This is a genomic window from Micromonospora sp. CA-263727 (assembly GCF_050942455.1).
Classification (GTDB): domain Bacteria; phylum Actinomycetota; class Actinomycetes; order Mycobacteriales; family Micromonosporaceae; genus Micromonospora.
In genome coordinates this window covers 2,335,674-2,360,012 of record NZ_CP192031.1, presented here as the reverse complement: position 1 = coordinate 2,360,012, position 24,339 = coordinate 2,335,674, and the positions used below count along the sequence as shown (strand labels likewise).

The 24,339-nt window shown below is 73.4% G+C and carries 21 protein-coding genes and 1 pseudogene; 13 read left to right on the top strand and 9 right to left on the bottom strand.

Features of this window, described 5'->3' with window-relative positions; all coding sequences use genetic code 11:
• Positions 1–323: 323 nt before the first annotated feature.
• Entirely contained in the window at positions 324–1,154 is an 831-nt protein-coding gene (locus ACQPYA_RS10685) for a SigB/SigF/SigG family RNA polymerase sigma factor (protein WP_433532455.1), read from the top strand.
• Between the two features lie 60 nt (positions 1,155–1,214).
• Here the strand turns inward: ACQPYA_RS10685 and ACQPYA_RS10680 are convergent, their stop codons facing one another.
• From ACQPYA_RS10680 to ACQPYA_RS10670, 3 genes are read right to left on the bottom strand one after another with little or no spacing between them, the layout of a single operon-like run.
• On the bottom strand, positions 1,215–1,805 hold the full coding sequence (locus tag ACQPYA_RS10680) for a GNAT family N-acetyltransferase (RefSeq protein ID WP_433532454.1): 591 nt from the start codon (positions 1,803–1,805) through the stop codon (positions 1,215–1,217).
• Positions 1,802–3,325 carry an APC family permease gene (locus ACQPYA_RS10675; protein WP_433532453.1) on the bottom strand — a complete coding sequence of 508 codons (1,524 nt, stop codon included), beginning with the start codon at positions 3,323–3,325 and terminating at the stop codon, positions 1,802–1,804. Before ACQPYA_RS10675 ends, ACQPYA_RS10680 begins: the two co-directional genes overlap by 4 nt.
• A gap of 42 nt (positions 3,326–3,367) precedes the next feature.
• Positions 3,368–3,994 (bottom strand): GOLPH3/VPS74 family protein, encoded by a 627-nt coding sequence (locus tag ACQPYA_RS10670; protein WP_433532452.1) that lies wholly within the window; start codon positions 3,992–3,994, stop codon positions 3,368–3,370.
• A 142-nt stretch (positions 3,995–4,136) separates the two neighbouring features.
• Here ACQPYA_RS10670 and ACQPYA_RS10665 point away from each other — a divergent pair, with 142 nt between their 5' ends.
• The 3 genes and pseudogenes from ACQPYA_RS10665 to hrpB all read left to right on the top strand — a co-directional run bounded on the left by ACQPYA_RS10665 (position 4,137) and on the right by hrpB (position 7,843).
• A complete protein-coding gene (locus ACQPYA_RS10665; RefSeq protein WP_433532451.1) occupies positions 4,137–4,979 on the top strand; it encodes a helix-turn-helix domain-containing protein in 843 nt (280 codons plus the stop codon).
• 43 nt (positions 4,980–5,022) lie between these two features.
• Positions 5,023–5,214: a DUF397 domain-containing protein gene (locus ACQPYA_RS10660; RefSeq protein WP_433532450.1), complete on the top strand. Its 192-nt coding sequence runs from the start codon at positions 5,023–5,025 to the stop codon at positions 5,212–5,214.
• Positions 5,215–5,307: 93 nt separating this feature from the next.
• Positions 5,308–7,843: pseudogene (hrpB, locus tag ACQPYA_RS10655) on the top strand (ATP-dependent helicase HrpB).
• A 3-nt stretch (positions 7,844–7,846) separates the two neighbouring features.
• On the opposite strand, the gene ACQPYA_RS10650 reads toward hrpB, so the two are convergent.
• Positions 7,847–8,575, bottom strand: a complete 729-nt coding sequence (locus ACQPYA_RS10650; protein WP_433532449.1) for a PP2C family protein-serine/threonine phosphatase — start codon at positions 8,573–8,575, stop codon at positions 7,847–7,849.
• Positions 8,576–8,804: 229 nt separating this feature from the next.
• On the opposite strand from ACQPYA_RS10650, the gene ACQPYA_RS10645 reads away from it, so the two are divergent.
• Positions 8,805–11,417, top strand: coding sequence for a glycoside hydrolase family 9 protein (locus ACQPYA_RS10645; RefSeq protein WP_433532448.1), 2,613 nt, complete (start codon positions 8,805–8,807; stop codon positions 11,415–11,417).
• Positions 11,418–11,556: 139 nt separating this feature from the next.
• On the top strand, positions 11,557–12,081 hold the full coding sequence (locus ACQPYA_RS10640) for a GNAT family N-acetyltransferase (RefSeq protein ID WP_433532447.1): 525 nt from the start codon (positions 11,557–11,559) through the stop codon (positions 12,079–12,081).
• Between the two features lie 149 nt (positions 12,082–12,230).
• Here the strand turns inward: ACQPYA_RS10640 and ACQPYA_RS10635 are convergent, their stop codons facing one another.
• Together ACQPYA_RS10635 and ACQPYA_RS10630 are read right to left on the bottom strand one after the other, a co-directional pair.
• Complete coding sequence (locus ACQPYA_RS10635) at positions 12,231–13,643, bottom strand: NADP-dependent succinic semialdehyde dehydrogenase (RefSeq protein ID WP_433532446.1); 1,413 nt, start codon at positions 13,641–13,643, stop codon at positions 12,231–12,233.
• 15 nt (positions 13,644–13,658) lie between these two features.
• Positions 13,659–13,922: a DUF6343 family protein gene (locus ACQPYA_RS10630; RefSeq protein ID WP_433532445.1), complete on the bottom strand. Its 264-nt coding sequence runs from the start codon at positions 13,920–13,922 to the stop codon at positions 13,659–13,661.
• A 129-nt stretch (positions 13,923–14,051) separates the two neighbouring features.
• On the opposite strand from ACQPYA_RS10630, the gene ACQPYA_RS10625 reads away from it, so the two are divergent.
• The gene (locus ACQPYA_RS10625) at positions 14,052–14,690 is read left to right on the top strand and encodes an antibiotic biosynthesis monooxygenase (RefSeq protein ID WP_433532444.1); all 639 of its coding nucleotides are present in this window, start codon (positions 14,052–14,054) and stop codon (positions 14,688–14,690) included.
• A 111-nt stretch (positions 14,691–14,801) separates the two neighbouring features.
• Positions 14,802–15,653 carry a GDSL-type esterase/lipase family protein gene (locus ACQPYA_RS10620; RefSeq protein WP_433532443.1) on the top strand — a complete coding sequence of 284 codons (852 nt, stop codon included), beginning with the start codon at positions 14,802–14,804 and terminating at the stop codon, positions 15,651–15,653.
• Here ACQPYA_RS10620 and ACQPYA_RS10615 read toward each other — a convergent pair.
• Positions 15,641–16,411 (bottom strand): hypothetical protein, encoded by a 771-nt coding sequence (locus ACQPYA_RS10615; protein WP_433532442.1) that lies wholly within the window; start codon positions 16,409–16,411, stop codon positions 15,641–15,643. The two genes, ACQPYA_RS10620 and ACQPYA_RS10615, sit on opposite strands and share 13 nt — an antisense overlap.
• 194 nt (positions 16,412–16,605) lie before the next feature.
• Here ACQPYA_RS10615 and ACQPYA_RS10610 point away from each other — a divergent pair, with 194 nt between their 5' ends.
• The 3 genes from ACQPYA_RS10610 to ACQPYA_RS10600 all read left to right on the top strand — a co-directional run bounded on the left by ACQPYA_RS10610 (position 16,606) and on the right by ACQPYA_RS10600 (position 18,923).
• Positions 16,606–17,517 carry a proteasome assembly chaperone family protein gene (locus ACQPYA_RS10610; protein ID WP_433532441.1) on the top strand — a complete coding sequence of 304 codons (912 nt, stop codon included), beginning with the start codon at positions 16,606–16,608 and terminating at the stop codon, positions 17,515–17,517.
• Positions 17,518–17,725: 208 nt separating this feature from the next.
• Complete coding sequence (locus ACQPYA_RS10605; protein WP_433532440.1) at positions 17,726–18,523, top strand: exodeoxyribonuclease III; 798 nt, start codon at positions 17,726–17,728, stop codon at positions 18,521–18,523.
• A 91-nt stretch (positions 18,524–18,614) separates the two neighbouring features.
• A complete protein-coding gene (locus ACQPYA_RS10600; protein ID WP_433532439.1) occupies positions 18,615–18,923 on the top strand; it encodes an antibiotic biosynthesis monooxygenase family protein in 309 nt (102 codons plus the stop codon).
• Between the two features lie 203 nt (positions 18,924–19,126).
• Here ACQPYA_RS10600 and ACQPYA_RS10595 read toward each other — a convergent pair whose 3' ends face one another.
• Together ACQPYA_RS10595 and ACQPYA_RS10590 are read right to left on the bottom strand one after the other, a co-directional pair.
• Positions 19,127–19,726, bottom strand: coding sequence for a class F sortase (locus ACQPYA_RS10595; protein WP_433533458.1), 600 nt, complete (start codon positions 19,724–19,726; stop codon positions 19,127–19,129).
• A gap of 390 nt (positions 19,727–20,116) precedes the next feature.
• Positions 20,117–20,683 (bottom strand): hypothetical protein, encoded by a 567-nt coding sequence (locus ACQPYA_RS10590; protein WP_433533457.1) that lies wholly within the window; start codon positions 20,681–20,683, stop codon positions 20,117–20,119.
• A 255-nt stretch (positions 20,684–20,938) separates the two neighbouring features.
• Here ACQPYA_RS10590 and trmB point away from each other — a divergent pair, with 255 nt between their 5' ends.
• Positions 20,939–21,646 (top strand): tRNA (guanosine(46)-N7)-methyltransferase TrmB, encoded by a 708-nt coding sequence (gene trmB / locus ACQPYA_RS10585; protein ID WP_433532438.1) that lies wholly within the window; start codon positions 20,939–20,941, stop codon positions 21,644–21,646.
• 116 nt (positions 21,647–21,762) lie between these two features.
• Complete coding sequence (locus ACQPYA_RS10580) at positions 21,763–24,267, top strand: DEAD/DEAH box helicase (RefSeq protein ID WP_433532437.1); 2,505 nt, start codon at positions 21,763–21,765, stop codon at positions 24,265–24,267.
• Positions 24,268–24,339 lie beyond the last annotated feature (72 nt).

Below are 24,339 nucleotides of genomic sequence, written 5' to 3'. Positions count from 1 at the left end.
ACAGTCGATCGGCGACCATACGCTAGCTCGGCCATCCGGCCGGGCCCCCCGTCCGTCCGGCTGGACAAGGGTGGGGTGGCCGGCCATCCCCGCCCTGCCCGAACGGGCCGGATGACCCTTGCGCACCGCCCCCGGATTGCCCCTGATCAACTCAGCGGGATGACCACTTTGCCGCCTTTCATGACTAGAAATAACTTAAGTACATCGTCCGTTCGGCTAGATTTCTGGGAGACGATCGGGCTAAGGTGACTCCCGAACGGACGAACAGCACTACACCAAAGCGCCACGTCTTTATCCGCGGACCAGGTGCAGGGAGGACCACCATGACCGCGCCAACGATCAGCGAACCGGCGACAACCCGGGCGACTCCCGCCCCGAAGCTCGATCCGAGGGCGCTCTCCGACAGCGCCACCGACCTGCTCAACGCGATGACCGCGCTCCCCGCCGGGCACCCGTCCCGGGCCGCGCTGCGGGACCGCGCGATCGAGGCCTGGCTACCGCTGGCCAACCATCTCGCCCACCGCTACAGCGGCCGCGGCGAGCCCACCGACGACCTCGCCCAGACCGCGGCCGTCGGCCTCATCAAGGCCATCGACAAGTTCGACCCCACCCGCGGGGTCGACTTTGCCGGCTACGCGATCCCCACGATCATCGGCGAGCTGAAGCGGCACTTCCGGGACCGGACCTGGGACATCCGGGTGCCCCGGCGCTTGCAGGAGCTGCGGCTCGCCATCTCCGACGCCAACAGCTCGCTGCTACAGACCCTCGGTCGCTCGCCGACGGTGGCCGACATCGCCGCCCACCTCAAGGTCACCGAGGAGGAGGTGCTGGAGGGTCTGGAGGGCGCCCGCGCCTACAACGCCGTGTCGCTGTCCACCCCGACCGGCGATGGCGAGCGGGCCACCGAACTCGGCGACATGCTCGGCGGCGAGGACGGCGAGTTCGAGCTGGCCGAGCTGCGGGTCGCCCTGGGCCCGGCGCTGGCCACCCTTGACGAGCGCGAGCAGCGGATCCTGACCCTGCGGTTCTACGGCAACCTGACCCAGTCGCAGATCGCCGAGCAGATCGGCGTGTCGCAGATGCACGTGTCCCGGCTGCTGGCCAGGTCACTGACCAAGCTGCGCGGGCAGCTCGACGGGACCTACCAGAACTAGCCAGGGGGTGGCGGTGGTGGCCGGGTCCGACGACCCGGCCACCATCGTGTCCGCGTCGCCTCAGCCGGCGGCCGGCTCCCGCCACATCGGCCAGAACGGCGTCCCGTCGGGCAGCCGGAACGGCTCGGACACCTGGTAACCGTGCCGCGCGTACAGGTTCCGTCCGATCTCGCTGCTCGCCTCCAGGTACGCCGGCACGCCGTTGGCGTCCAGCCAGGCGTGGTGGTGGCGCAGCAGCGCGCTGCCGATGCCCTGGCCCTGGCGCTCCGGCTGGACGGCCAGCAACGCCAGGTGATGGTGGTCCCGGTGCGGATGACTCGCGGCGAACAGCTCGTCGAGGTGGACGAAGCGCGGCGTCCACTCCCCGCAGGCGGCGGCCAGCCGGGCGTCGTACTCCTGCGGCGGGGGCAGCGGCTCACCGACCGACGGCAGCCAGACCGCCACCCCGGCCCGGTCGTCGGTGCCGAACACCAGACCGTGCCGCAGGGCGTGCTCGACGATGATCTCGAAGTTGCCGGCCAGCACCGCCTCCCGCTTGGCCTCGTCCGGCACCAGCCATCGGGTCGCGTCCAGCACCAGGAAGGACTCGGCGATCCGGGCGGCCACCCACCGGGCATCCGCCGGTTCGAGCCGCCCGATGGTCGGCGTCACCGCCGGGCCTCCGTGGCGACCGGACCGGTGGCCGACGGGGACACCGCGACCGCCACGGCGCTCTCCGCGCCGAGGCCGATCCGGGCGTACGTGTCGGGACGGTTGCGCCGCAGCACCAGGCCCCACACCCCGCCGAGCAGCGCCGCCACCGGGTAGACCGCCGGGAAGAGCCAGCGCAGCGGCGAGTCGGGTTCGACGCCGAGCAGGTTGGCGAAGTTCTGCACCGCCAGCACGATGATCGCGGTCAGCGCCACCGCGGCGATCCCCGGCGCGACCAGCCGCCGCCACAGCGTCTCCGGCTCAGCGCTGCGGGCGAAGTACGCGATGATCGCGACCGCGGTGACGGCGATCAGCAGGAGCACCCCGAAGCCGCCGCTGGTCCCGAGCCAGAAGAACAGTTGCAGGACCGGGTCCCAGCCGTTGACCGCGTACAGCACGATCACCACCAGCCCGAGCGCGCTCTGCGCCAGCGACGCGGCCCGGGGCGCGCCGGTGGTCGGCGAGGTCCGGCCGAACGCCGCCGGCAGTACCCGCTCCCGGCCCAGCGCGAAGGCGTACCGCGCGGTGGTGTTGTGGAACGAGATCATGGCGGCCAGCACCGAGGTCAGGAAGAGCGCCTGGCCGATGGTGAGGACCGTGTCGCCCAGGTGCGCCCCGGCCAGATTGAAGATCAGATCGACGCTCTGGGCGCCGGCCTCCTCGACGATCCGGTCCGGTCCCACGGCCACCGTCATGCTCCACGAGGAGAGCGCGTAGACCACCGCGATGATCGCCACGGAGAGGTAGGTCGCCATCGGCACGGTGCGTTTCGGGTCCTTGCTCTCCTCGCTGAACACCACCGAGGCCTCGAAGCCGACGAAGCCGAGGATCGCCAGCACCAGCACCGCACCGACGCCGGGCACGAAGAAGTTGTCCGGCGAGAACGCGGCAAAGCTGACGCTGCCACCGGCCGGGTTGCCCAGCTGGCCCAGGTCGAAGAGCACGATGACGGCGATCTCGGCGCAGAGCAGGGCGGCCAGCACCATGCCGTTGATGTCCACCCGGAGCAGGCCGAGCACCCCGACCAGGGCCCAGGCCACCAGCGCCACGATCCACCACTGTGGCGCGATGCCGAAGAGCCGGTCCAGCACCGGCGTGGCCGCCGCGCCGATGGCGCCGTAGAGCCCGACCTGGAGAGCGTTGTAGGCGATCAGCGCAACCCAGGCGGTGCCCACCCCGGCCGGGCGGCCCAGCCCTCGGCTGACGTACGCGTAGAAGGCTCCGGCATTGGCCATCCGGCGGGCCATCGCCACATAGCCGGCGGAGAAGAGGGCCAGCACCGCGGCGACCGCCAGGAACGCCAGCGGGATGCCGAGCACCCCGATGACCCCGTAGCCGGTGGTGACCACACCGGCGACCACGGTCAGCGGCGCTGCCGCGGAGAGGACGAAGAAGATGACCGAGGGCACGCCGAGCCGGCCACGGGCCAGCGCCTCGGAGACGTTGCTCGGTCGTTCGGATCTTGTCGCTGTCGAGGACATGGACTGCTCCGGTTTCCAGGGGAGGGGAAGGGGTGTACCGGTTCAGGGGATGCCGCGCAGCACGGCCGCGCCCACGGCGGACTCCGTGTGCGCCACGAGTTCCTTCAGCGGGGCCGGCAGCGCCGGGATGATCAGGTTGAGCCGGTGGTGGGCGCGGGGGCCGGCGCTCCACAGCACCTCGCGGGTCAACCCGGCGGCGGCCACCAGACCGAGCAGCAGCGCGTCGGGCACGCTCGGTGGCTCCGGGCGCTCCAGCACCGCGCGCAGGCGGGTGGCCGGCCAGGCGGCCACGTTGAGGTCTGTCGGCAGGTAGGCCATGGTGGTCCGCAACAGCCGCCGGGTCTCCTGCCGGCGCAGCACGCCGGCCCGGGCCAGCCGCTCCCCGACCGAGGTCACCGCGGTCTGCGCCAGGAAGCTCAACCAGGTCCGCACGGCCTGGTGCTGGGCCTCGCCGATCAGTTGGTCGAGCACGGTGTGCGCCAGCGCGTCGGCCGGCGGGCGGCGGTCGAGCACGTTGACCTGGCCGGAGATGACGGTGATGTGTCCATAGAGGATCAGCTCACCGAGGAGCCCGGCGGCCAGCCCGAGGCCGTTCGCGGCCGGGTGCAGCTTGGCCCTGCCTCGGGTGTCGTCGTGAGCGATCAGGAAGAACTCGTCGGCGATGAGCAAACGTCCTCCCAGGCCGCCCGTCCATTGTGATCGCTAACCCGGGAAAGGATGCACCGAGCGCAACTGCAATGCAACTCCCGTTTTTCCCGGTTGCACTCCGTGCTGACGCGACCTGCGTATCTGGTCATGACAGACTCGGAGGGTGACCGCGAGCCCCACCGTCCGCCGCCGCCGCATCGCCCGGGAACTGCGCCAGTTGCGCGAACGCGCCGGGATGACCCTGGATGTCGCCGCCCGGCAACTGGACATGTCCAAAAGCAACCTGTCCCGCATCGAGAACGCCCAGATCGGTATCAAGCCGCGCGACGTGCGCGCCGCGCTGGCGCTGTACCAGGTCACCGGCGCCGACGCCGAGGCGCTCATCGAGATCGCCCGCGGCGCGCAGCAGCGCGGCTGGTGGCAGCACTACAGCGACGTACTGCCGGAGTGGTTCGAGTTCTACGTCGGGCTGGAGGCCGAGGCGGCCACCCTGCGCACGTACGAGGCCGAGGCGGTGCCCGGCCTGCTACAGACCGAGGCGTACGCCCGGCAGGTCTACCGGCTCACCGCGGGCGAGGAGGACCTCGACCGCAAGGTCGCCGCCCGGCTGCGCCGGCAGGACGTGCTGCGCAGCGACGACCCGGTCGAGCTTTCGGTGGTGCTGAACGAGGCAGTATTGCTACGCCCTGTCAGCGACCGGGCCGTCATGGCGGGGCAACTGGCCCACCTGGAGACCGTTGCCCAGTTACCAAACGTCACGATCCAGGTACTTCCGTTCGAGGCCGGTGGCCATCCGGCGATGAATTCACCGTACGTGATCCTCACGTTCGCCGACGCGGCCGACGCGGCAGTGGTTTACCTGGAAAATCTCACGACAGGCCTGGCACTGGAGGAGGCCGGACAGGTGCGCTCGTATAGCCTTGTGCACGAGAGGCTGAGCCGTCTGGCGCTCGATCCGGCGGCATCCTTGGTGCGCCTGAAAGAGGCTTCTCGTTACTTTACGTGACCGCTGCAACGCGGTCACTGTCGGTATCGACGAAGGGATCGCGATGACCGCGCTCGACCTGTCCCCGGCGAAGTGGCGCACCAGTACGCGCAGTGTGGGCAACGGCAACTGCGTCGAGGTCGCCGCCGTCGACGGTCGGATCGCGGTACGCGACAGCAAGGACCGCCACGGGCCGGTCCTGGCCTTCCCGCCGTCGACCTGGCACGCCTTCGTCGGTGGCTTGCGCTCCCGCTGATCCACCGGCCGCTGCGGCACGCGCCGGCTGATCAGGGGCGGGCGCCGGGCGGCCGATCGTCCTGGTCGAACGGACGCGGTGCGAGACTGGGCCGTGCTCTCCGACGTACCCATCGACCTGCCGGTCCGACCGGCGCTGCCGGGGCTGGTCGCGGCGCTGCGCGCGGCGGGCGCGGCCGTCCTGGTCGCCCCGCCGGGCACCGGCAAGACCACCCTCGCCCCGCTCGCCGTGGCCGACGCGGTCGCCGGCCGGGTGATCGTCGCCGAGCCCCGCCGGCTGGCCGCCCGTGCGGCGGCGCGCCGGATGGCGGCCCTGCTCGGCGAGCCGGTCGGCGACCGGGTCGGCTACGCGGTGCGCGGTGAGCGCCGGGCCGGCCCACAGACCCGGGTTGAGGTGGTCACCACCGGGCTGCTGGTCCGCCGGCTGCACCACGACCCCGAGCTGGCCGGCGTCGGCGCGGTGCTGCTGGACGAGTGCCACGAGCGGCAACTCGACGCCGACCTCGCGCTCGCCTTCACGGTCGAGTCCCGGGCCGCGCTGCGACCGGATCTGTGGCTGCTGGCGATGTCCGCGACCCCCCGGGCGGACCGCTTCGCCGCCCTGCTCGGCGGTGCCGTGCCCGCGCCGGTCGTCCGGGCGTCGTCGGCGTTGCACCCGGTGGCCCGGGTCTGGGCGCCGCCACCCCGCCCGGTGCCGCCACCCGGCGCCGGACCGGTGGACCGGGCCCTGCTGGACCACGTGGCGACCACCGTCCGGCGGGCCGTCCGGGAACGCGACGGGGACGTGCTGGTCTTCCTGCCCGGGGTGGGCGAGATCGGCGCCGTCGCCGGCCGGCTGGCCGACCTGCGCGACGGCATCGACGTGCTGCGGTTGCACGGCCGGCAGGGCGGCGCCGAGCAGGATGCCGCGCTGCGGGCCGGGCCACGGCGGCGGGTGGTGCTGGCCACCGCGGTGGCGGAGAGCAGCGTGACCGTGCCGGGCGTGCGGACCGTGGTGGACGCCGGCCTGTCCCGGGTGGCCCGGCTGGACCTGGCCCGGGGGCTGGGCGCGCTGGTCACCGTGCCGGTGTCCCGGGCCGCGGCCACCCAGCGCGCCGGCCGGGCCGGCCGGGAGGCCCCGGCCACGTCTACCGCTGCTGGTCCCCGGCCGCGCACGAGCGGCTGCCGGCCCATCCCGAGCCGGAGATCGCCACCGCCGACCTCACCGGGTTCGCGTTGGAGCTGGCCGCCTGGGGCGACCCCGACGGCACCGGGCTGGCGCTGCCCGACCCGCCGCCCGCAGCGGCGATGGCGGTGGCCCGCGAGACGCTCTCCACCCTGGGCGCGCTCGGACCGGACGGCCGGATCACCGCACGCGGCCGGGCGATCGCCGCCGCCGGCGCGCATCCCCGGCTGGCCCGTGCACTGCTCGACGGGGCCGACCGGGTGGGTGCCGACCGGGCCGCCGAGGTGGTGGCGCTGCTCGCCGAGGAGACCGCCGCCGGGCCGGGCGACGACCTCGCCGCCGCCCTGCGCCGGCTGCGCTCCGGCGCCGACCCGGCCGCCACCGCGCGGTGGCGCACCGAGGTACGCCGGCTGCGCCGCCTGCTGCCAGCCGCCGGAGACGCGCCAGCGGGTCGGCGCGGGCAGGACGAGCGGATGCGGGTGCCGCTGACCGACGATCTCGCCGCCGGGCTGCTGGTCGGGCTGGCGTACCCCGAGCGGCTGGCCCGGGTGCGGCGACCCGGCGGCTCGGCGTACCTGATGAGCGGCGGGACCGCGGCGGAGCTGGCGCCGGGGTCGGCGCTGGCCGGCACCGACTGGCTGGCCGTGGCGGTGGCCGACCGCTCCCCGGCGCGCCGACCGCCCGGGTGCGGCTCGCCGCCGCGCTGGACGAGGCGACCGCCCGGGAGGCCGGCGGGCCGCTGCTGCGCGCCGCGCGGGAGGTCGGCTGGGCCGGTACGGACGTGGTGGCCCGGGAGGTGGTCCGGCTCGGCGCGATCGAGCTGGTCGAGCGCCCGCTGCCGCGACCAGACCCGGAGCAGGTCGTCGCGGCCCTGCTGACCGGCCTGCGCGGCGCCGGCCTCGACCTGCTGACCTGGACCCCGGCGGCGCGGGCGCTGCGCGAGCGGCTGGCGTTCTGCCGGCACGCGCTCGGCGACGACTGGCCGGACGTCTCCGATCCGGCGCTGCTGGCCGCCGCCGCGGACTGGCTCGGCCCGGAGCTGGCCACCGCCCGCCGCCGGGCCGACCTGGCCCGCATCGACGTGGCCGGGGCGCTGCGCCGGCTGGCGCCGTGGCCGCTGGCCGGCCGGCTGGACGAGCTGGCCCCGGAACGGATCACCGTGCCGAGCGGCTCCCGGATCCGGGTGGACTACGCCGACCCGGCCGCGCCGGTGCTCGCGGTGCGGCTCCAGGAGACCTTCGGCTGGACGGACGCGCCCCACGTGGCCGGCGGCCGGGTGCCGGTGCTGCTGCACCTGCTCTCCCCGGCGGGCCGGCCGGTGGCGGTCACCGCCGACCTGGCCTCGTTCTGGCGCTCGGGCTACCGGCAGGTCCGGGCCGAGCTACGCGGGCGCTACCCGCGCCACCCCTGGCCGGAGGACCCGACCACGGCCACGCCGACCGGGCGGGCCGGGCGGCGGCGCTGACCGTCACTCCTCGTCGACCACGTCGGCGACGACCACGGTGACGTTGTCCGGGCCGCCGGCCCGCAGCGCCAGCTCGATCAGCCGCCGCGTGCACCCCTCCCGCTCCTGCTCGGTGGCGAGCACCTCGGCCAGCGTGTCGGCGGGTACGACGTTGGAGAGCCCGTCGCTGCACAGCAGCCAGCGGTCACCGGCCCGGGGCAGCATCGTCGCGTACGTCGGGGAGACCTCGTCGCCCTGCAACGCCTGGGTGACCACGGCCCGGCGGGGGTGGCTGCCGGCCTGGTCGGGAGTGATCAGGCCCTGGTCGACGAGCATCTGCACGAAGGTGTCGTCGCGGGTGATCTGCTTGAGCACGCCGTCGCGGAACAGGTACGCGCGGGAGTCGCCCACGTGGGCCAGGGCCAGGCAGCTGCCGGTACGCGCGAACAGCAACGCGGTCAGCGTGGTGCCCATCCCCTGCCGCTGCGGGTCCTCGCTGACCGCCTGACGGATCCCGGTGGTGGCCAGCTTGATGCCGCTCTGCAACGCGGCGACCAGAGCGTCCTCGGGGGTCGCCAGGTCCAGTGGCGCCACCGCCTCGATGGCGATGGCGCTGGCCAGGTCGCCCGCGGCCATGCCACCCATGCCGTCGGCGACGGCGACCAGCCAGGTGCCGGCGTGCAGGGCGTCCTGGTTACCGCTGCGGATCAGCCCACGGTCGCTCGTCCCGGCGGAACGCAGCTTCAGGGTCATGGCACGCAGCCTGCCAGGCGAAGGGCGCGGTTGTCTCTAGGAGATCAGGACGCCCGGGCGTGGCGCGGCGAATCTCACTGCCGGCGGAGCCGATTCTCATCGGACAGGATCGATTGACAGGCTCCGCCGGCCCTGGAAACATGCCCGATACCTGGGAGCGCTCCCAGCCTCCGCACCACGCTACCCACCACCCCGCACGTTCCGTCCCGCTCGTCGGAAGGAATCCCCCGTGACGCCATCCCGACGTCGCCTCGCGGTGCTCGCCGCGGCGACCACCGTGGCGCTGACCGGCGCGTCCGCCGGCCCGGCCCACGCCGATCCCCCGGCCGACGCCCCCGAACAGATCACCAACGGCGACTTCAGCGCCGGCGTTTCGCCCTGGTTCTCCTACGGCACCGGCCCGCTCGGGGTGACCGACGGCCAACTCTGCACCACCGTCCCCGGCGGGTTGGCCAACCAATGGGACGCCGGCATCGGCCAGGACGGCGTCGCGCTGATCGGCGGCGCCGAGTACACCCTCGGCTTCGACGTCACCGCGACCCCCGGCAGCGCGGTCAACGCCGTGCTGCAACTCGGCAACGCCCCCTACACCGGCTACTTCTCCGTCAACGCCGCGGCCACCCCGACCCAGCAGCGGATCGAACGGACCTTCGTCGCGCCCGAGGACGACTCCCGAGCCCAGCTGATCTTCCAGGTCGGCGGCAGCGCCGCCGAGCAGACCGTCTGCCTGGACAACGTCTCGTTGCGCGGCGGCGAGCCGCCCGAGCCGTACGTGCCGGACACCGGCCCCCGGGTCCGCGTCAACCAGGTCGGCTACCTGCCCGCCGGGCCGAAGAACGCGACCGTGGTCACCGAGGCCACCACGGCGCTGCCCTGGCAGCTGCGCGCCGCCTCCGGCGCCGTGCTGGCCCGCGGCAGCACCACCCCGCGCGGCGTCGACCCGGCGTCGGCGCAGAACGTGCACTCGGTCGACTTCTCGTCGTACCGCACCGCCGGGCGGGGCCTGACGCTGGCCGTGGACGGCGAGGTCAGCCACCCGTTCGACATCTCCGGCACGCTCTACGACCAGCTCCGTTCGGACGCCCTACAGTTCTTCTACATCCAGCGCAGCGGCATCGCCATCGACGGCGCCCTGGTCGGCGCGGAGTACGCCCGGCCGGCCGGACACCTGGGCGTCGCCCCCAACCAGGGCGACACCGACGTGCCCTGCCAGCCCGGCGTCTGCGACTACCGCCTCGACGTGCGCGGCGGCTGGTACGACGCGGGCGACCACGGCAAGTACGTGGTCAACGGCGGCATCGCCACCTACCAGCTGCTGAGCACCTTCGAGCGGACCAAGAACGCCGCCACCGCCGGACACGGCGCCGCCCTGGCCGACAGCACGCTGCGGGTGCCCGAACGCGGCAACGGGGTGCCGGACATCCTCGACGAGGCCCGCTGGGAGCTGGAGTTCCTGCTGCGCATGCAGGTGCCGGCGGGCAAGCCGCTGGCCGGGATGGCCCATCACAAGATCCATGACCGGAACTGGACCGGGCTGCCGCTGCAACCCGAGGACGACCCGGAGCCGCGGGAACTGCACCCGCCCTCCACCGCCGCCACCCTGAACCTGGCCGCCGTGGCCGCCCAGTGCGCCCGGCTGTTCGCCCCGTACGACACGGCGTTCGCGCAGCGCTGCGGCACCGCGGCGAAGACCGCCTACGCGGCGGCCAAGGCCAACCCCAACCGGTACGCCAGCGGCGCCGACAGCAACGGCGGCGGCCCGTACGACGACAGCAACGTCACCGACGAGTTCTACTGGGCGGCCGTCGAGCTGTACCTGACCACCGGCGAGCGCGCCTACCTGACCGACCTGACCGCCTCGCGGCACCACACCGGCGACGTCTTCGAGGCCCGTGGCTTCGGCTGGCAGAGCGTCGCCGCGCTGGGCCGGCTGGACCTGGCGACCGTGCCCAGCGGGCTGCCGGCCGCCGAGCTGGCCCGCATCCGGGCCTCGGTCACCGCCGCCGCCGACGGTTACCTCGCCGAGCTGCGCCGCCAGGCGTACGGGCTGCCGATGCCCGGCGACGCCGACAGCTACTTCTGGGGCGGCAACAGCAACGTCATCAACAACGCGATCGTGCTGGCCACCGCCTTCGACCTGACCGGCGACGGCAGGTACCGGGACGGGGCCGTGCAGGCGATGGACTACATCCTCGGCCGCAACGCGCTGAACATCTCGTACGTGACCGGGTGGGGCGAGCACGCGGCGGAGAACCAGCACAGCCGGATCTTCGGCCACCAGCTCGACCCGAGCCTGCCGAAGCCGCCCGCCGGCTCGCTGGCCGGCGGCCCGAACGCCGACCTCCAGGACCCGCTCGTGCAGCAGCTGCTCGCCGGCTGCGCGCCGATGTTCTGCTTCGTCGACGACATCGCCTCCTACTCGACCAACGAGGTCGCGATCAACTGGAACTCGGCGCTGGCCTGGATCGCCTCGTTCCTGGCCGACCAGGGCGACGCCCGGGCGGTCCCGCCGCCCGCCTGCACGGTCACCTACACCAACTACGGCGTCTGGCACGGCGGCACCGGCTTCACCGCCCAGGTGACCATCCGCAACACCGGCGCCACCACGCTGAACGGCTGGACCGCCCGGTTCGCCTTCACCGGTGACGCCACGGTGCGCGAGGCGTGGATGGCGCAGGTGACGCAGTCCGGGGCCACGGTGACCGCGAAGAACGAGTCGTACAACGCCCGGATCGCCCCCGGCGGCACCGCGATGTTCGGCTTCAACGCCACCACCACCGGCGGCGCCAACCCGTCCCCGTCCCTGATCACGCTGAACGGCGCCCCCTGCGCCGTCTCGTGATCCCCTGATCCCCGGGTGGGCGCCGTCGGCGACCGGCACCCACCCGGGCCCTCCGCTGGCGAGTTGCTCAAGGTTCTGGTCTGGATCCGGTCGGATCCAGACCAGACTTCTTTTCGATGGGTGGTGGAGGATGAGGGGCATGGCGGAGGTCGGGGTGCGGCGGGGCGGGCCGGCGGATGCCGGAGTGGTGCTGCGGCTGCTCGACGACGCCACCGCGTGGCTGGCGGCGCTCGGGCGCACCGGGCAGTGGGGCGCCGAGCCCGCCTCGACGGATCCGCGGCGCATCGGCCAGGCGGACGCGTGGGCCAGAGGCGGTGGCCTGTGGCTGGCGCAGGCGGCCGGGCAACCGGTCGGCGCGCTGGTGGTCGGCACCGCGACCGAGTACGTGCCGCCGGCCACCGAGCCGGAGCTGTACGTGAACCTGCTGGTCACCGACCGGGCCCACGCCGGGAAGGGCATCGGCGGCCGGCTGCTGGCGCACGCCGCCGAGCTGGCCCGGGAGCGCGGCGTGGGGCTGCTGCGGGTGGACTGCTACGCCGGCGACGACGGCGCGCTGGTGCGCTGGTACGAGCGGCAGGGCTTCACCGCCACCGACCCCTTCACCGTGCAACGCCCCGGCCACCCCCCCTGGCCCGGCCAGGTCCTAACCCACCACCCCCACTAACCCCCCACCCCACCCCACCCCACCCCCGCCCCACCCCGCCGCTGTCGATCATGCAGTTGTGGTGGCCGGAAGTGCCGATATGCCCTTTTTTGGGGGGCACCACAACTGCATGATGAGCGGCGGGTGGGGGCGGGGAGCGGCGGGGCGGGTTATTCGGCGTGGGTGCCGGTGCTGGCGGGAGGTGTGCCGTCGCCGATCCAGACCGTCTTGACGTTGCAGAACTCGTGCATGCCGTGGGCCGACAGCTCCCGGCCGTAGCCGGAGTTCCTGACCCCGCCGAACGGCAGCTCGGGGTAGGAGGTGGTCATGCCGTTGATGAAGACGGCCCCCGCGGCCAGGTCGGTGGCGAACCGCTCCTGCTCCTGCGGGTCGCGGGTCCAGGCGTTCGAGCCGAGGCCGTAGGCGGTGCCGTTGGCCAGCTCGATCGCCTCCTCGTACGACGAGACCCGGTACAGCCCGGCGACCGGCCCGAACACCTCCTCGGACCACATCCGCATCCCCGGGTCCAGGTCGGTGACCACCGTCGGCGGGTAGAACCAGCCCTCGCCGGCCGGCAGTTCCCCACCGCACAGCACGGTGGCTCCCCGGTCGACCGCGTCGCGCACCTGGGCGTCGACCTCGTTGCGGCCCCGCTCGGTGGCCAGCGGCCCGACATCGGTGTCGTCGTCCATCGGATCACCCACCCGCAGCGCCGACATCCGGTGCGCGAAGGCCTCGGCGAAGGCGTCGTAGAGGTCGGCGTGCACGATGAAGCGCTTGGCCGCGATGCAGGACTGGCCGTTGTTCTGGCAGCGGGCGGTGGTGGCCACCTCGGCGGCGAGTTCCACGTCGGCCGAGGGCATCACCACGAACGGGTCGCTGCCCCCCAGTTCCAGCACGGTCTTCTTCAGCTCCCGGCCGGCGATCTGGCCGATCGAGCGCCCGGCGACCTCGCTGCCGGTCAGGGTGGCGGCGCGTACCCGTGGGTCGCGCAGGATCCGGTCCACCGCGTCGGAGCCGACCAGCAGGGTGGTGAACGCGCCCTCGGGGAACCCGGCGCGGCGGAACACGTCCTCCAGCAGGAGCGCGGTCTGCGGCACGTTGGAGGCGTGCTTGAGCAACCCGGTGTTGCCGGCCATCAGCGCCGGCGCGGCGAAGCGGATGACCTGCCAGAGCGGGAAGTTCCAGGGCATCACCGCGAGCACCGGCCCGATCGGCTGGTAGCGGACGAACGCCCGGGTGGCGGAGACCGCCCGGGCGTCGGCCGGCTGGTCGGCGAGGAACTCCGCCGCGTGGAGGGCGTAGAAGCGGCAGGCGGTGGCGCACTTGGTGACCTCGGCCTTCGCCGCCGCGTACGTCTTGCCCATCTCGGTGGTCATCAGCCGGGCGATCTCGTCGCGCTCCGCCTCCAGCAGGTCGGCCGCCGCGTTCAGCCACCCACCCCGCTGCGCGATGCTGGTCCCGCGCAACTGTTGATGCGCCAGGTCGGCCCGTTCGATCGCGCCGTCGATCTGCTCGTCGGACATCGCCCCGTACGTCTTGAGCACCTGCCCGTTCACGGGGTTGGTGGTGGCGATGGTCATCAGGGCTTTCTCCCGTCACTCGAAGAGCGAGTGCCGCACGCCGGGCTCCTCCCGGCGGCGGGCGGCCCGGCGACGTTGGATGACGGCCAGGTCGACGACGGCGACCACCGCGAAGACGGCGCAGGCCACCCCCAGCCAGACCAGCGCGGCGCGGAACGCCAGCACCGCGAACACGATCATGGTGACGAGCCCGAAGCTGGCCAGCGCCAGCCGCAGGTTCAGCGCGCTGTACCCGTGACCGACCGTGCCGCGGGCACGCCGGGGCTGTGATCTCGTCATCACCCCCACCTACCCTCCGGAGCCGGGGATAACCATCGACGCCGCGGCGGCTTCGTCGGGTGGTGGGTTGCGTTACACCGGGCCCTCGGGAGCGGGCCTATCGGGGTACCGGCGGGGAACATGGAGGGCATGACCGTGAGCCCCGCCGCGCCGGTGACCGTCGCCGTCGCCCGACGCGCCGATCCCGCCCGCACCGACGAGATGGTGGCGTGGATGCGGGCCGGCACCGCGCTGGCCGAGGCGTTCCCGGGCTTCCTGGGCGCCGGGTGGGTTCGCAGCGCCCCCGGCTCGGGCGAGTGGCACATGCTCTACCGCTTCGCCGACCAGGACACCCTGCGCCGTTGGGAGGATTCGCCGCAGCGCCACTGGTGGCTGACCTCGGCGCAGGGCATCGTCGAACACACCCGGGTCGAACGGCGCACCGGCATCGAGGGCTGGTTCGACCCGCCCCGCGAGTTCGAACCGCCCCGTGGGTTCGACCCGGCCCGCGAGGAGGCCGTCGAGCGGCTCGACGCGGCGCCGACCGTGCCGCCGTCACCGCCGCGCTGGAAGCAGGCGGTCACCATCTGGCTGGCGTTCTTCCCGCTCAGCCTGACCGCCACCCTGCTGACCGGGCAGCTCCTGCCGGGCCTGCCCACCGCGGCCCGGGTGCTGGTCATGACCCTCACCCTGACCCCGCTGATGACGTACCTGGTGCTGCCCCGGATCACCCGGGCTCTCCAGTGGTGGCTGCACGGGCAGCGCGCCCCCTGGCGCGTACCACGCTGACCGCCGCGACGACAGGCGTCTGCCGCATCCCCGACAACAGCGCGTGACCGCCGACCAGCCCGCGCGTAGAGTCACCATGCCGTCGCTCTGCGCTGTGAGGCTGGGGAAGTCATGCCTGGACGCTGGACCACCGCCGTCGTCTGCCTACTCGCACTGGTCGCGCTGGCCTGCGAAGGGGGCGGAGAAGCGGCCCCCCGGCCGACCCGCGGCACGCCACCGCCCGGCACCCCCAAGGTGGTCGCGGCGCTCGGCGACTCGATCACCACCGGCTTCGGCTCCTGCCTGGTGCTGACCTCGTGCGAACGCAACTCCTGGTCGACCGGGGACGGGCTGCGGGTGGAGAGCCACTACCGCCGGCTGCTCGACCGCAACCCGGGGCTGCGCGACAAGGCGCACAACCACGCCCGCCCGGGGGCGCGGGCCGCGGCGTTGGCCGGCCAGGCCGAGGCGGCGGTACGCGACCGCGCCGACTACGTGACGGTGCTGATCGGCGCCAACGACGCCTGCCGGGGCACCATCGAGGCGATGACCCCGGTGGCCGACTTCCGGGCCGAGATCGACCGGGGGTTGCGGGTGCTGCGCGAGGGCCGCCCGAAGGCGCGGGTGCTGGTGGTCAGCATCCCCGATCTGTACCGGCTCTGGGAGGTCGGCCACGGCGAGTCGCGGGTGGTGCGGGCCTGGCGGCACGGCGTCTGCCCGGCGTTGCTGGCCGAGGCGGCCTCGACCGCCCCGGCCGACCAGGCCCGCCGCACGGCGTTCCGGGAACGGATCGACGCCTACAACCGGCACCTGTCGGCGGCCTGCCGGGCGTACGGCTCCCGGTGCCGCTACGACGGCGGCGCCGTGCACCGGGTCCGCTTCGACCTGGACCTGGTCAACCCGCTGGACTACTTCCACCCCAACACCGCCGGCCAGTCCCGCCTCGCCGAGGTGACCTGGCGCTCCTCCGGCTACGCCGACTGATCGTCGGCCTCCGGCGGACGACGGGGCGACGGGATGTGCGGGTTGCCGTGCCGCCGGTAGAGGGCCCGGGACCGCTCGGCGAGGTTCGTGGTGGCCGAGGAGTTCGCCCAGGTGCCGAGCACGATCGCCGCGCCGGGGATCACCTTGGCGAAGACCCGTTTCGCCGCGCGTACCCCGGCCATCTGGGCGAGCCGGACCCCGAGCCGCAGCATCACCCGGCCCAGCGGCGCCTGCCCACCGCCGCCGAACAGCGCCCCGGCCCGCTCCCGGCCGGCCGCGACCCCCAACGCCAGCCGGGCGCTCGCGGCCACCTTGTGCACCCGCTGGAGGACCAGCAGATCGGCAGCCCGGTCCGGGTGCTCCGGATCCGCCCCGTACGCGGCGGCGATGTGCAGCACCATCCGGGCCTGCGTCCAGGCCAACACCCCCACGTCGATCACCGCGCCGGGCAGCCCGGCGGCCCCGGAAACGGCGCCGGAGAGCCGGGCCCGGCTGACGAACCGGCGTACCGCCTGCTCGGCCAGGGTCTCGGCGGTCACGCCGGGCTGCTCGGCGCGGGCCTGCCGGGCCCACCGCGCCGCCTCCGGCCCGAGCCGACGCACCGCCTCGACCGCGAGGTGCTCCGGAGCGTACTGCGGATCCCGGCGCATCCGGTCCCAGAGCGTGGCCGGCGGGGCGTCGATGGCCTCGCCGGCGGACGCGGGCCGGGGCGAGGCAGGGGTCGTGGGCTGCTCGTCGGCGGCGGCCGGGTCGCTCATCGCCTCTCCCTTCGGTGGCGCTCATCCATGTGTACCCCGGCGCGGCAACGCCCTACCCGAACGGCCGTTGCGCACCGGTGCCGGGCCGGACGGCCCGGCGCGGCAGGAATGCATCAGGATGGCGGGTACGTTCTGGCGATCGGGGCCGCCGCCAACCCGGCGACCCGTTATGCGCATCCAGGGAGGCCGCACCGGTGCTCGACCCACACGAGCTCTACGAACTCACCGACGATCTGCCCGACCTCGGCCAACCGGTCCTGATCCAGGCCCTCACCGGTTTCGTCGACGCCGGCAACGCGGGCCGGCTGGCCCGCGAACAGCTGCTCACGTCGCTGGAGTCCCGCCCGATCGCCCGGTTCGACCTGGACCAGATGTTCGACTACCGCTCCCGCCGCCCGGTGATGACCTTCGTGGAGGACCACTGGGAGAGCTACGACGAGCCGGCGCTGGAACTGCACCTGCTGCACGACGACGACGAGACCCCCTTCCTCCTGCTCGCCGGGCCGGAACCGGACCTTCAGTGGGAACGGTTCGCCGCCGCCGTCGCCGGGCTCGCCGCCCGGCTGGACGTACGACTCACCGTCGGGCTCAACGCGATCCCGATGGCGGTGCCGCACACCCGACCGACCGGGGTGACCGCGCACGCCACCCGACGCGACCTGATCTCCGGTTACGAGCCGTGGCTGCAACGGGTCCAGGTCCCCGGCAGCGTCGGCCACCTGCTGGAGTTCCGCCTGGGCGAGGCCGGCCGCGACGCGCTGGGTTTCGCCGCGCACGTGCCGCACTACGTCGCGCAGGCCGAGTACCCGGCCGCCGCCGAGGTGCTGCTCGCCTCCGTGTCCCGCAGCACCGGGCTGCTGCTGCCCAGCGACGGGCTGCGCTCCTCCGCCGAGGTGGTCCGGGTGGAGATCGACCGCCAGGTCGCGCAGAGCGACGAGGCCGCCGCCCTGGTCCAGGCCCTCGAAGAGCAGTACGACGCGTTCGCCCGTGGTCGCAGCGGCCAGAACCTGCTCGCCCCGGAGAGCGGCCCGCTGCCCACCGCCGAGGAACTCGGCGCCGAACTCGAACGCTTCCTAGCCGAACAAACCCGCCCCCCCGAGATGTAAGGGGATGTAAGGAGGGGCCCCCTGTTAACGCCTGGTGTATAGGAGGGGCCCCCTACTAACACCCGCGGGCCGGCGAGCCGCCGCAGGGGGCGAGCTGGTGCGGGGGCGTGCCGCCGCAGTGGGCGAGCTGGTGCGGGGGCGAGTTGGTGCGGGGGGCGGGCTGGTGCGGCGGCGCGCGGAGCGGGCCGGGATGCGGCAGGCTGGCAGCATGCGCCTGGCGACCTGGAACGTGAACTCGGTGAAGGCCCGCCTGCCCCGACTGCTCGACTGGCTGGCCGGCACCGGGCCGGACGTGGTCTGCCTACAGGAGACCAAGTGCCCCGACGGCGCCTTCCCGGTGGCCGAGGTGGGCGAGCTGGGCTACACGGTGGCCAGCCACAGCGACGGACGGTGGAACGGCGTCGCCATCCTGTCCCGGGTCGGCCTGGCCGACGTCACGGTCGGGTTCCCCGGCGAGCCCGAGTTCCCCGAGCCGGAGGCCCGCGCCATCGCGGCCACCTGCGACGGGCTGCGGGTCTGGTCGGTGTACGTGCCGAACGGCCGCACGCCCGACGACCCGCACTACGCGTACAAGCTGGCCTGGCTGGCGGCGCTGCGGGACGCCCTGGACACCGAGCTGACCGGCGCGCCGGCGCTGGCGGTCTGCGGCGACTTCAACGTGGCCCCGACCGACGAGGACGTCTGGGATCCGGCGCTGTTCGCCACCTCCACCCATGTCACCCCCGCCGAGCGGGCAGCCCTCGCGGCGCTACGCGATATCGGCCTCACCGACGTGGTGCCCACCCCGATGAAGGGGCCACACCCGTACACCTACTGGGACTACCGGGCCGGGATGTTCCACCAGAACAAGGGCATGCGGATCGACCTGGTGTACGCCTCGGCGCCGGTGACCCGCGCGGTCCGCTCGGCGTACGTGGATCGGGAGGCCCGCAAGGGCAAGGCCCCCTCCGACCACGCCCCCATCGTGGTCGACGCCGACCTCCTCCCCACCGTCGAGTCGTTCTGACTCCCTCCCGCCGACCCTGGTAGGAAACTGCCCCCCGGCCGGGCGTCGACGTACCAAGATCTGTTCGCATCTTCAGGTCTAGGGTGGGGACATGGCTGTTGTGAAGATCAACGCGATCGACGTTCCGGCGGGAGCCGGTGAGGAGTTGGAGAAGCGGTTCGCGGCACGGGCCCGGGCGGTGGAGAACTCCCCCGGTTTCCTCGGCTTCGAGCTGCTGCGCCCGGTGGCCGGCGAGAGCCGCTACTTCGTCTACACCCGCTGGGAGAGCGAGCAGGCGTACCAGGACTGGGCCGCCGGGCCCGCCCGCGCCGCGCACGCCGCCCCGCCCGGCGAGCAGCGCCCACCGGTCGCCACCGGCGCCAGCCTCCTCGAATTCGAGGTCGTGCAGCAGGTCCCCTGACGGGCCGGCATCTCACCGCTTCTGAACGTCACGGCCGCGATCTCGGCCGTGACACCGATCAAGCTGCGGGCATTCGGTACGCCCACGGCGTTCCCGGCACCGACCAGCCTGGAACGGTTCAGGGTCGCGGCCTCGGGGTTGCCGAGGAGCTACCCGGCCAGCCTGAGAGTTGGCCACCACCCACTATCCTTCCGCACGGCGGGTCAGGGGTTGTGGGTGGTGGTGAGGGTGGCGAAGGCGATCACGTTGTCGGCGTAGCCGGTCTGGCCGCCGATCCACTGGCCGCCACAGGTGATCAGGCGCAGGGTCGGTGGGCCGTCGTGGCCGTAGACGCGCTCGGCGGGCAACTGGTCCTTGGGGAAGTGCTCGACGGAGTTCACGGTGAAGACCGCCACCGAGCGGTCCTCCCGGGTCACCTCGACCGTGTCGCCCACCCGGAGCTTGCCCAGGTCGTAGAAGACCGACGGGCCGCTCTTGGTGTCCACGTGCCCGACGATCACGGCCGGGCCGGGGTCGCCGGGGACCGGGCCCCGGTCATACCAGCCGGTCTCCTGGTGCCGGCTCAACGGCGGCACCGCGATGGTGCCGTCGGGTGCGTCACCGACCGGCTTCACCGCAGCGGAGATGTCGATCGACGGGACGGAGAGGCGCACCGGCCGGGCCGCCGTACGCGCGGCAGGCCCGCCGGCCGACGCCTGCTCACCGCCGGTCGCGGCCCACCCCAGCGGGCTGCCGACGGCGCGGCCCAGCCCGGCTCCGGTAGCGAAGACGCCGACCAGCACCAGCACCACGGCGAGCGGCAGCGACCAGGGCTGCGGCCGGACCGCAGCTCGCGCCGGCTGCTGCCAGCGAAGCCGGGGACGGCCCCACGGGCGACACCGGGCACGGCACCACGGGCAGAGCCAGGCGTACGGCGGGCGACGCTGGGCGCGCGGTCGGGGTCTGGGCCGGGGCCGGTCGGTCTTGGCGCGCGGTCGGGGTCGGTCGGTCGCGGTGTGTGGTCGGGGTCGGTCGGTCGCGACGCGCGGCCGGCACCATCCGGTACGAAGAGGTCGTGACGCGGCGGGCTGCCGGTGGGGCGTCCCGCCCGGCCGGTACCGGAGCCACGTCCCGCACGGCCAGCAGCAGCGCCTCGCGTCGCTCGGCCGAAGCTGGTCGGTCGGGGGGCACCACGGGCGGCGGGCATGGCACGCTCACCCACGCACGCCGCGACGACGCGTCGCCACGATCCACACCACCATGCCGGCGATGGTGAGCGCGAGCCCGCCGGGCAGCAGCAGACCGGAGGCGACCCCGCCGGCACCGCCACCGAAGCCGGTCGCCGGCCCCCGGCTGGGCTTGACGGTGCGTACCACCTGGAGCATGGTCGACGCGGTCTCGCCGCCCCGGCACTCCAGCTTGACCCGGTAGCTGCCGGGCAACACCCGCTCCTTCACCTGGGCCGTCCCGGTCAGCAGCCCGCGCTGGGGTTGCACCGCGACCCGGCCGAAGGCGTCCGAGACGGCGATGGCGCCGACCGAGTTGTCCTGGCAGCTGGCCTTGAGGCCGACCAGGTGCCCCGGTTCCACCGTGCCGGGGCTGACCTCGATGAAGACGTTCGGGCCGGGCGGCTGCGGCGCGGCGACCGGGTGCCCGGCGGCCTCCTGGACGGCGGCCGGTCCCGGTCCTGCCGCGCGGGCCGGCGTGGCCAGCCAGATCGGCACGGCCAGCGCGACGGCGAGCAGCGGCGTGACGGTCGCCAAGGCGAGCAGCGGGGCCACGAACGAGGCCGCCGGGGACGCGGCGGCCGGGGACGCGGCGGCCGGGGACGCGGCGGCCGGGGACGCGGCGGCCGGGAGCGCGGCGGCCGGGGGCACCGGACGGGTTCGGGTCACTGGCACGATGCCCCCTCCCGGCGCAACGGAACAGTCGCCGAGCGCCGCCGGACACCCGGTCTGCCGTACGGGATGATGGTCTCATCCCCGGTCGTACCTCACATCCGTTCCGGCGCGATGCTCGCGTAGGCTCGGTTGGCTGTGACCTCCACCGACCCGATGCCCGCCGTCGCCGCCGCACCGGCGGCGCGGCCGATCCGCACCTATCACCCGCGTGGCGGCCGGATGAGCGGCCGCCAGGTGGCCGCGTTGGAGCAGCTCTGGCCGATGTACGGCCTGCGCGTCGCCGACGCCGCCCCGTTCGATCCCGCCGACCTGTTCGGGCGTAGGGCCCCACTGGTGGTCGAGATCGGGTCCGGCATGGGCGACACGACCGTCGAGATGGCCGCCGCCGACCCGGGTCGAGATTATCTGGCGGTCGAGGTGCACACGCCCGGAATCGCGAACCTGCTGGACCTGGTCCACCACCGTGAACTGGGCAACATCCGGATCGTCGAGGGCGACGCGTTGGAGCTGGTCGATCTTATGACGCCCGGTTCGCTGGACGCGGTGCACATCTTCTTCCCGGACCCGTGGCCGAAGTCCCGGCACCACAAGCGTCGGCTGATCCAGCCCGCGCATGTCGCCCGGCTGCGTTCCCGGCTGGCCGTCGGTGGCACGCTGCACTGCGCCACCGACTGGGCGGAGTATGCCGAGTCGATGCGGGTGACGCTGGATGCCGACCCGGGCCTGGTCAACCTGTACGACGGTTTCGCGCCCCGGCCCGCCCATCGGCCGGTGACCCGGTTCGAGCGGCGGGCGCTGCGGGCCGGCCGCCCGATCGCCGATTTGCTCTACCGCCGCCGCTGACAGATGAAGGAAGGGCACCTTATTAACGCCTGGTGTACTAAAGGGGCCCCCTCCTAACATCCGGGGGCGACGCCGGTTGGCGTAGGGGGGCATGATCCGGGCACGATGGAGCGGCCATGACACTCACCGCCGCGCTGCCGAAGACCGCCGACCCCGACACCCTCTACGACGCGTTCGCCAGTTGGGCGTCCGAGCGCGGCCTCGACCTCTACCCCCATCAGGAGGAGGCGGTCATCGAGATCGTCTCTGGGGCGAACGTGATCATGAACACGCCGACCGGTTCGGGCAAGAGCCTGGTCGCGATCGCCGCGCACTTCGCCGCCCTGGCCGACGACCGGACAACCTTCTACACCGCGCCGATCAAGGCCCTGGTGTCGGAGAAGTTCTTCGCGCTCTGCGAGGTCTTCGGCGCCGAGAACGTCGGCATGCTCACCGGCGACGCGAGCGTCAACGCCGACGCGCCGATCATCTGCTGCACCGCGGAGATCCTGGCCAACCTGGCGCTGCGCGAGGGCACCCGGGCCGACGTCGGCCAGGTGGTCATGGACGAGTTCCACTTCTACGCCGAACCGGACCGGGGCTGGGCCTGGCAGGTGCCGCTGATCGAGCTGCCGCAGGCGCAGTTCGTGCTGATGTCGGCCACGCTGGGCGACACCACCCGCTTCGTCGACGACCTGACCCGGCGTACCGGCCGGCCGACCGCCGTCGTCCGCTCGGCCGAGCGGCCGGTCCCGCTGCTCTTCTCGTACGCGATGACGCCGTTGCACGAGACCCTCGAAGAGCTGCTGGAGACCAAGCAGGCCCCGGTCTACGTCGTGCACTTCACCCAGGCCGCCGCCCTGGAGCGGGCCCAGGCGCTGATGAGCGTCAACGTCTGCACCCGGGCCGAGAAGGACATGATCGCGCAGGCGATCGGCGGTTTCCGGTTCACCTCGGGTTTCGGCAAGACGCTGTCCCGGCTGGTCCGGCACGGCATCGGCGTGCACCACGCCGGCATGCTGCCGAAGTACCGCCGGCTGGTGGAGACCCTGGCGCAGGCCGGTTTGCTCAAGGTCATCTGCGGTACGGACACTCTCGGCGTCGGCATCAACGTGCCGATCCGCACGGTGCTCTTCACCGGCCTGTCCAAGTACGACGGGGTGCGGACCCGGCTGCTCAAAGCCCGGGAGTTCCACCAGATCGCCGGCCGCGCCGGTCGGGCCGGCTTCGACACCCTGGGCCGGGTCGTGGTGCAGGCCCCCGAGCACGTGATCGAGAACGAGAAGGCCCTCGCCAAGGCCGGTGACGACCCGAAGAAGCGGCGCAAGGTGGTCCGGCGCAAGCCGCCGGAGGGCTCCATCGGCTGGGGCCAGCCCACCTTCGACCGGCTGGTCGAGGCCGAGCCGGAGCCGTTGACCTCCAGCTTCCAGGTCAGCCACTCGATGCTGCTCAACGTCATCGGCCGCCCCGGCGACGCGTTCGCCGCCATGCGGCACCTGCTCACCGACAACCACGAGGAGCGGGCGGCCCAGCGCCGGCACATCCGGCGGGCCATCGCCATCTACCGGGCGCTGCGGGCCGGCGGTGTGGTCGAGGAGCTGCCCGAGCCCGACGAGACCGGCCGGCGGGTCCGGCTCACCGTCGACCTCCAGCTCGACTTCGCGCTCAACCAGCCGCTGTCGCCCCTCGCGCTGGCCACCATCGAGCTGCTGGACGCCGAGTCACCGTCGTACGCCCTCGACGTACTGAGCGTGATCGAGTCGATCCTCGACGACCCGCGCCAGGTGCTCTCCGCGCAGCAGTTCAAGGCCCGCGGCGAGGCGGTCGCCGCGATGAAGGCCGAGGGCATCGAGTACGAGGCCCGCCTCGAACTGCTCGACCAGGTGACCTGGCCCAAGCCGCTGGCCGAGCTGCTGGAGAACGCGTACGAGATGTACCGGCAGGGGCATCCGTGGGTCGCCGACCACCAGCTCTCCCCCAAGTCCGTGGTGCGGGACATGTACGAGCGGGCGATGACCTTCACCGAGTACGTGCAGTTCTACGGGCTGTCCCGCTCGGAGGGCCTGGTGCTGCGCTACCTCGCGGACGCGTACAAGACGCTGCGGCAGACCGTGCCCGAGGAGGCCAAGACCGAGGAACTGGTCGACCTGATCGAGTGGCTCGGCGAGCTGGTCCGGCAGGTCGACTCCAGCCTCATCGACGAGTGGGAGCGGCTGCGCAACCCCACCGACCTGCCGGAGGTGACCGCCGCCCTGGACGATCGCCCGGCGGCGGTGACCCGCAACGCGCGGGCGTTCCGGGTGCTGGTGCGCAACGCCCTGTTCCGCCGGGTGGAGCTGGCCGCGCTGCGGCACTGGGACGCGCTCGGCGAGTTGGACGACGACGCCGGTTGGCACGCCGACGCCTGGGCCGACGCGCTGGAGCCGTACTTCGAGTCGTATGGGGAGATCGGCACCGGGCCGAACGCCCGCGGCCCGGCGCTGCTCATGATCGAGCAGGGCCGGGAGCGCTGGACCGTGCGGCAGATCCTCGACGACCCGGAGGGCGACCACGACTGGGGGATCAGCGCCGAGATCGACCTGGCCGCCTCGGACGAGGCGGGTGCCGCGGTCGTGCGGATCACCGACGTCGGTCAGCTGTAGAAAAGTTCCTTCTTCAGGGGCCATCCGGAGTGTCCGGGTGGCCCCTTATCTGCCCTGGGCGATGTCAGGCCC

Coding starts and splice junctions, on each gene's coding strand:
- ACQPYA_RS10600 (WP_433532439.1), top strand. CDS start 18,615: ATGGCTGTTGTGAAGATCAACGCGATCGACGTTCCGGCGGGAGCCGGT.
- ACQPYA_RS10630 (WP_433532445.1), bottom strand. CDS start 13,922: ATGACGAGATCACAGCCCCGGCGTGCCCGCGGCACGGTCGGTCACGGG.
- ACQPYA_RS10605 (WP_433532440.1), top strand. CDS start 17,726: ATGCGCCTGGCGACCTGGAACGTGAACTCGGTGAAGGCCCGCCTGCCC.
- ACQPYA_RS10660 (WP_433532450.1), top strand. CDS start 5,023: ATGACCGCGCTCGACCTGTCCCCGGCGAAGTGGCGCACCAGTACGCGC.
- ACQPYA_RS10640 (WP_433532447.1), top strand. CDS start 11,557: ATGGCGGAGGTCGGGGTGCGGCGGGGCGGGCCGGCGGATGCCGGAGTG.
- ACQPYA_RS10675 (WP_433532453.1), bottom strand. CDS start 3,325: ATGTCCTCGACAGCGACAAGATCCGAACGACCGAGCAACGTCTCCGAG.
- ACQPYA_RS10620 (WP_433532443.1), top strand. CDS start 14,802: ATGCCTGGACGCTGGACCACCGCCGTCGTCTGCCTACTCGCACTGGTC.
- ACQPYA_RS10635 (WP_433532446.1), bottom strand. CDS start 13,643: ATGACCATCGCCACCACCAACCCCGTGAACGGGCAGGTGCTCAAGACG.
- ACQPYA_RS10615 (WP_433532442.1), bottom strand. CDS start 16,411: ATGAGCGACCCGGCCGCCGCCGACGAGCAGCCCACGACCCCTGCCTCG.
- ACQPYA_RS10580 (WP_433532437.1), top strand. CDS start 21,763: ATGACACTCACCGCCGCGCTGCCGAAGACCGCCGACCCCGACACCCTC.
- ACQPYA_RS10625 (WP_433532444.1), top strand. CDS start 14,052: ATGACCGTGAGCCCCGCCGCGCCGGTGACCGTCGCCGTCGCCCGACGC.
- ACQPYA_RS10685 (WP_433532455.1), top strand. CDS start 324: ATGACCGCGCCAACGATCAGCGAACCGGCGACAACCCGGGCGACTCCC.
- ACQPYA_RS10650 (WP_433532449.1), bottom strand. CDS start 8,575: ATGACCCTGAAGCTGCGTTCCGCCGGGACGAGCGACCGTGGGCTGATC.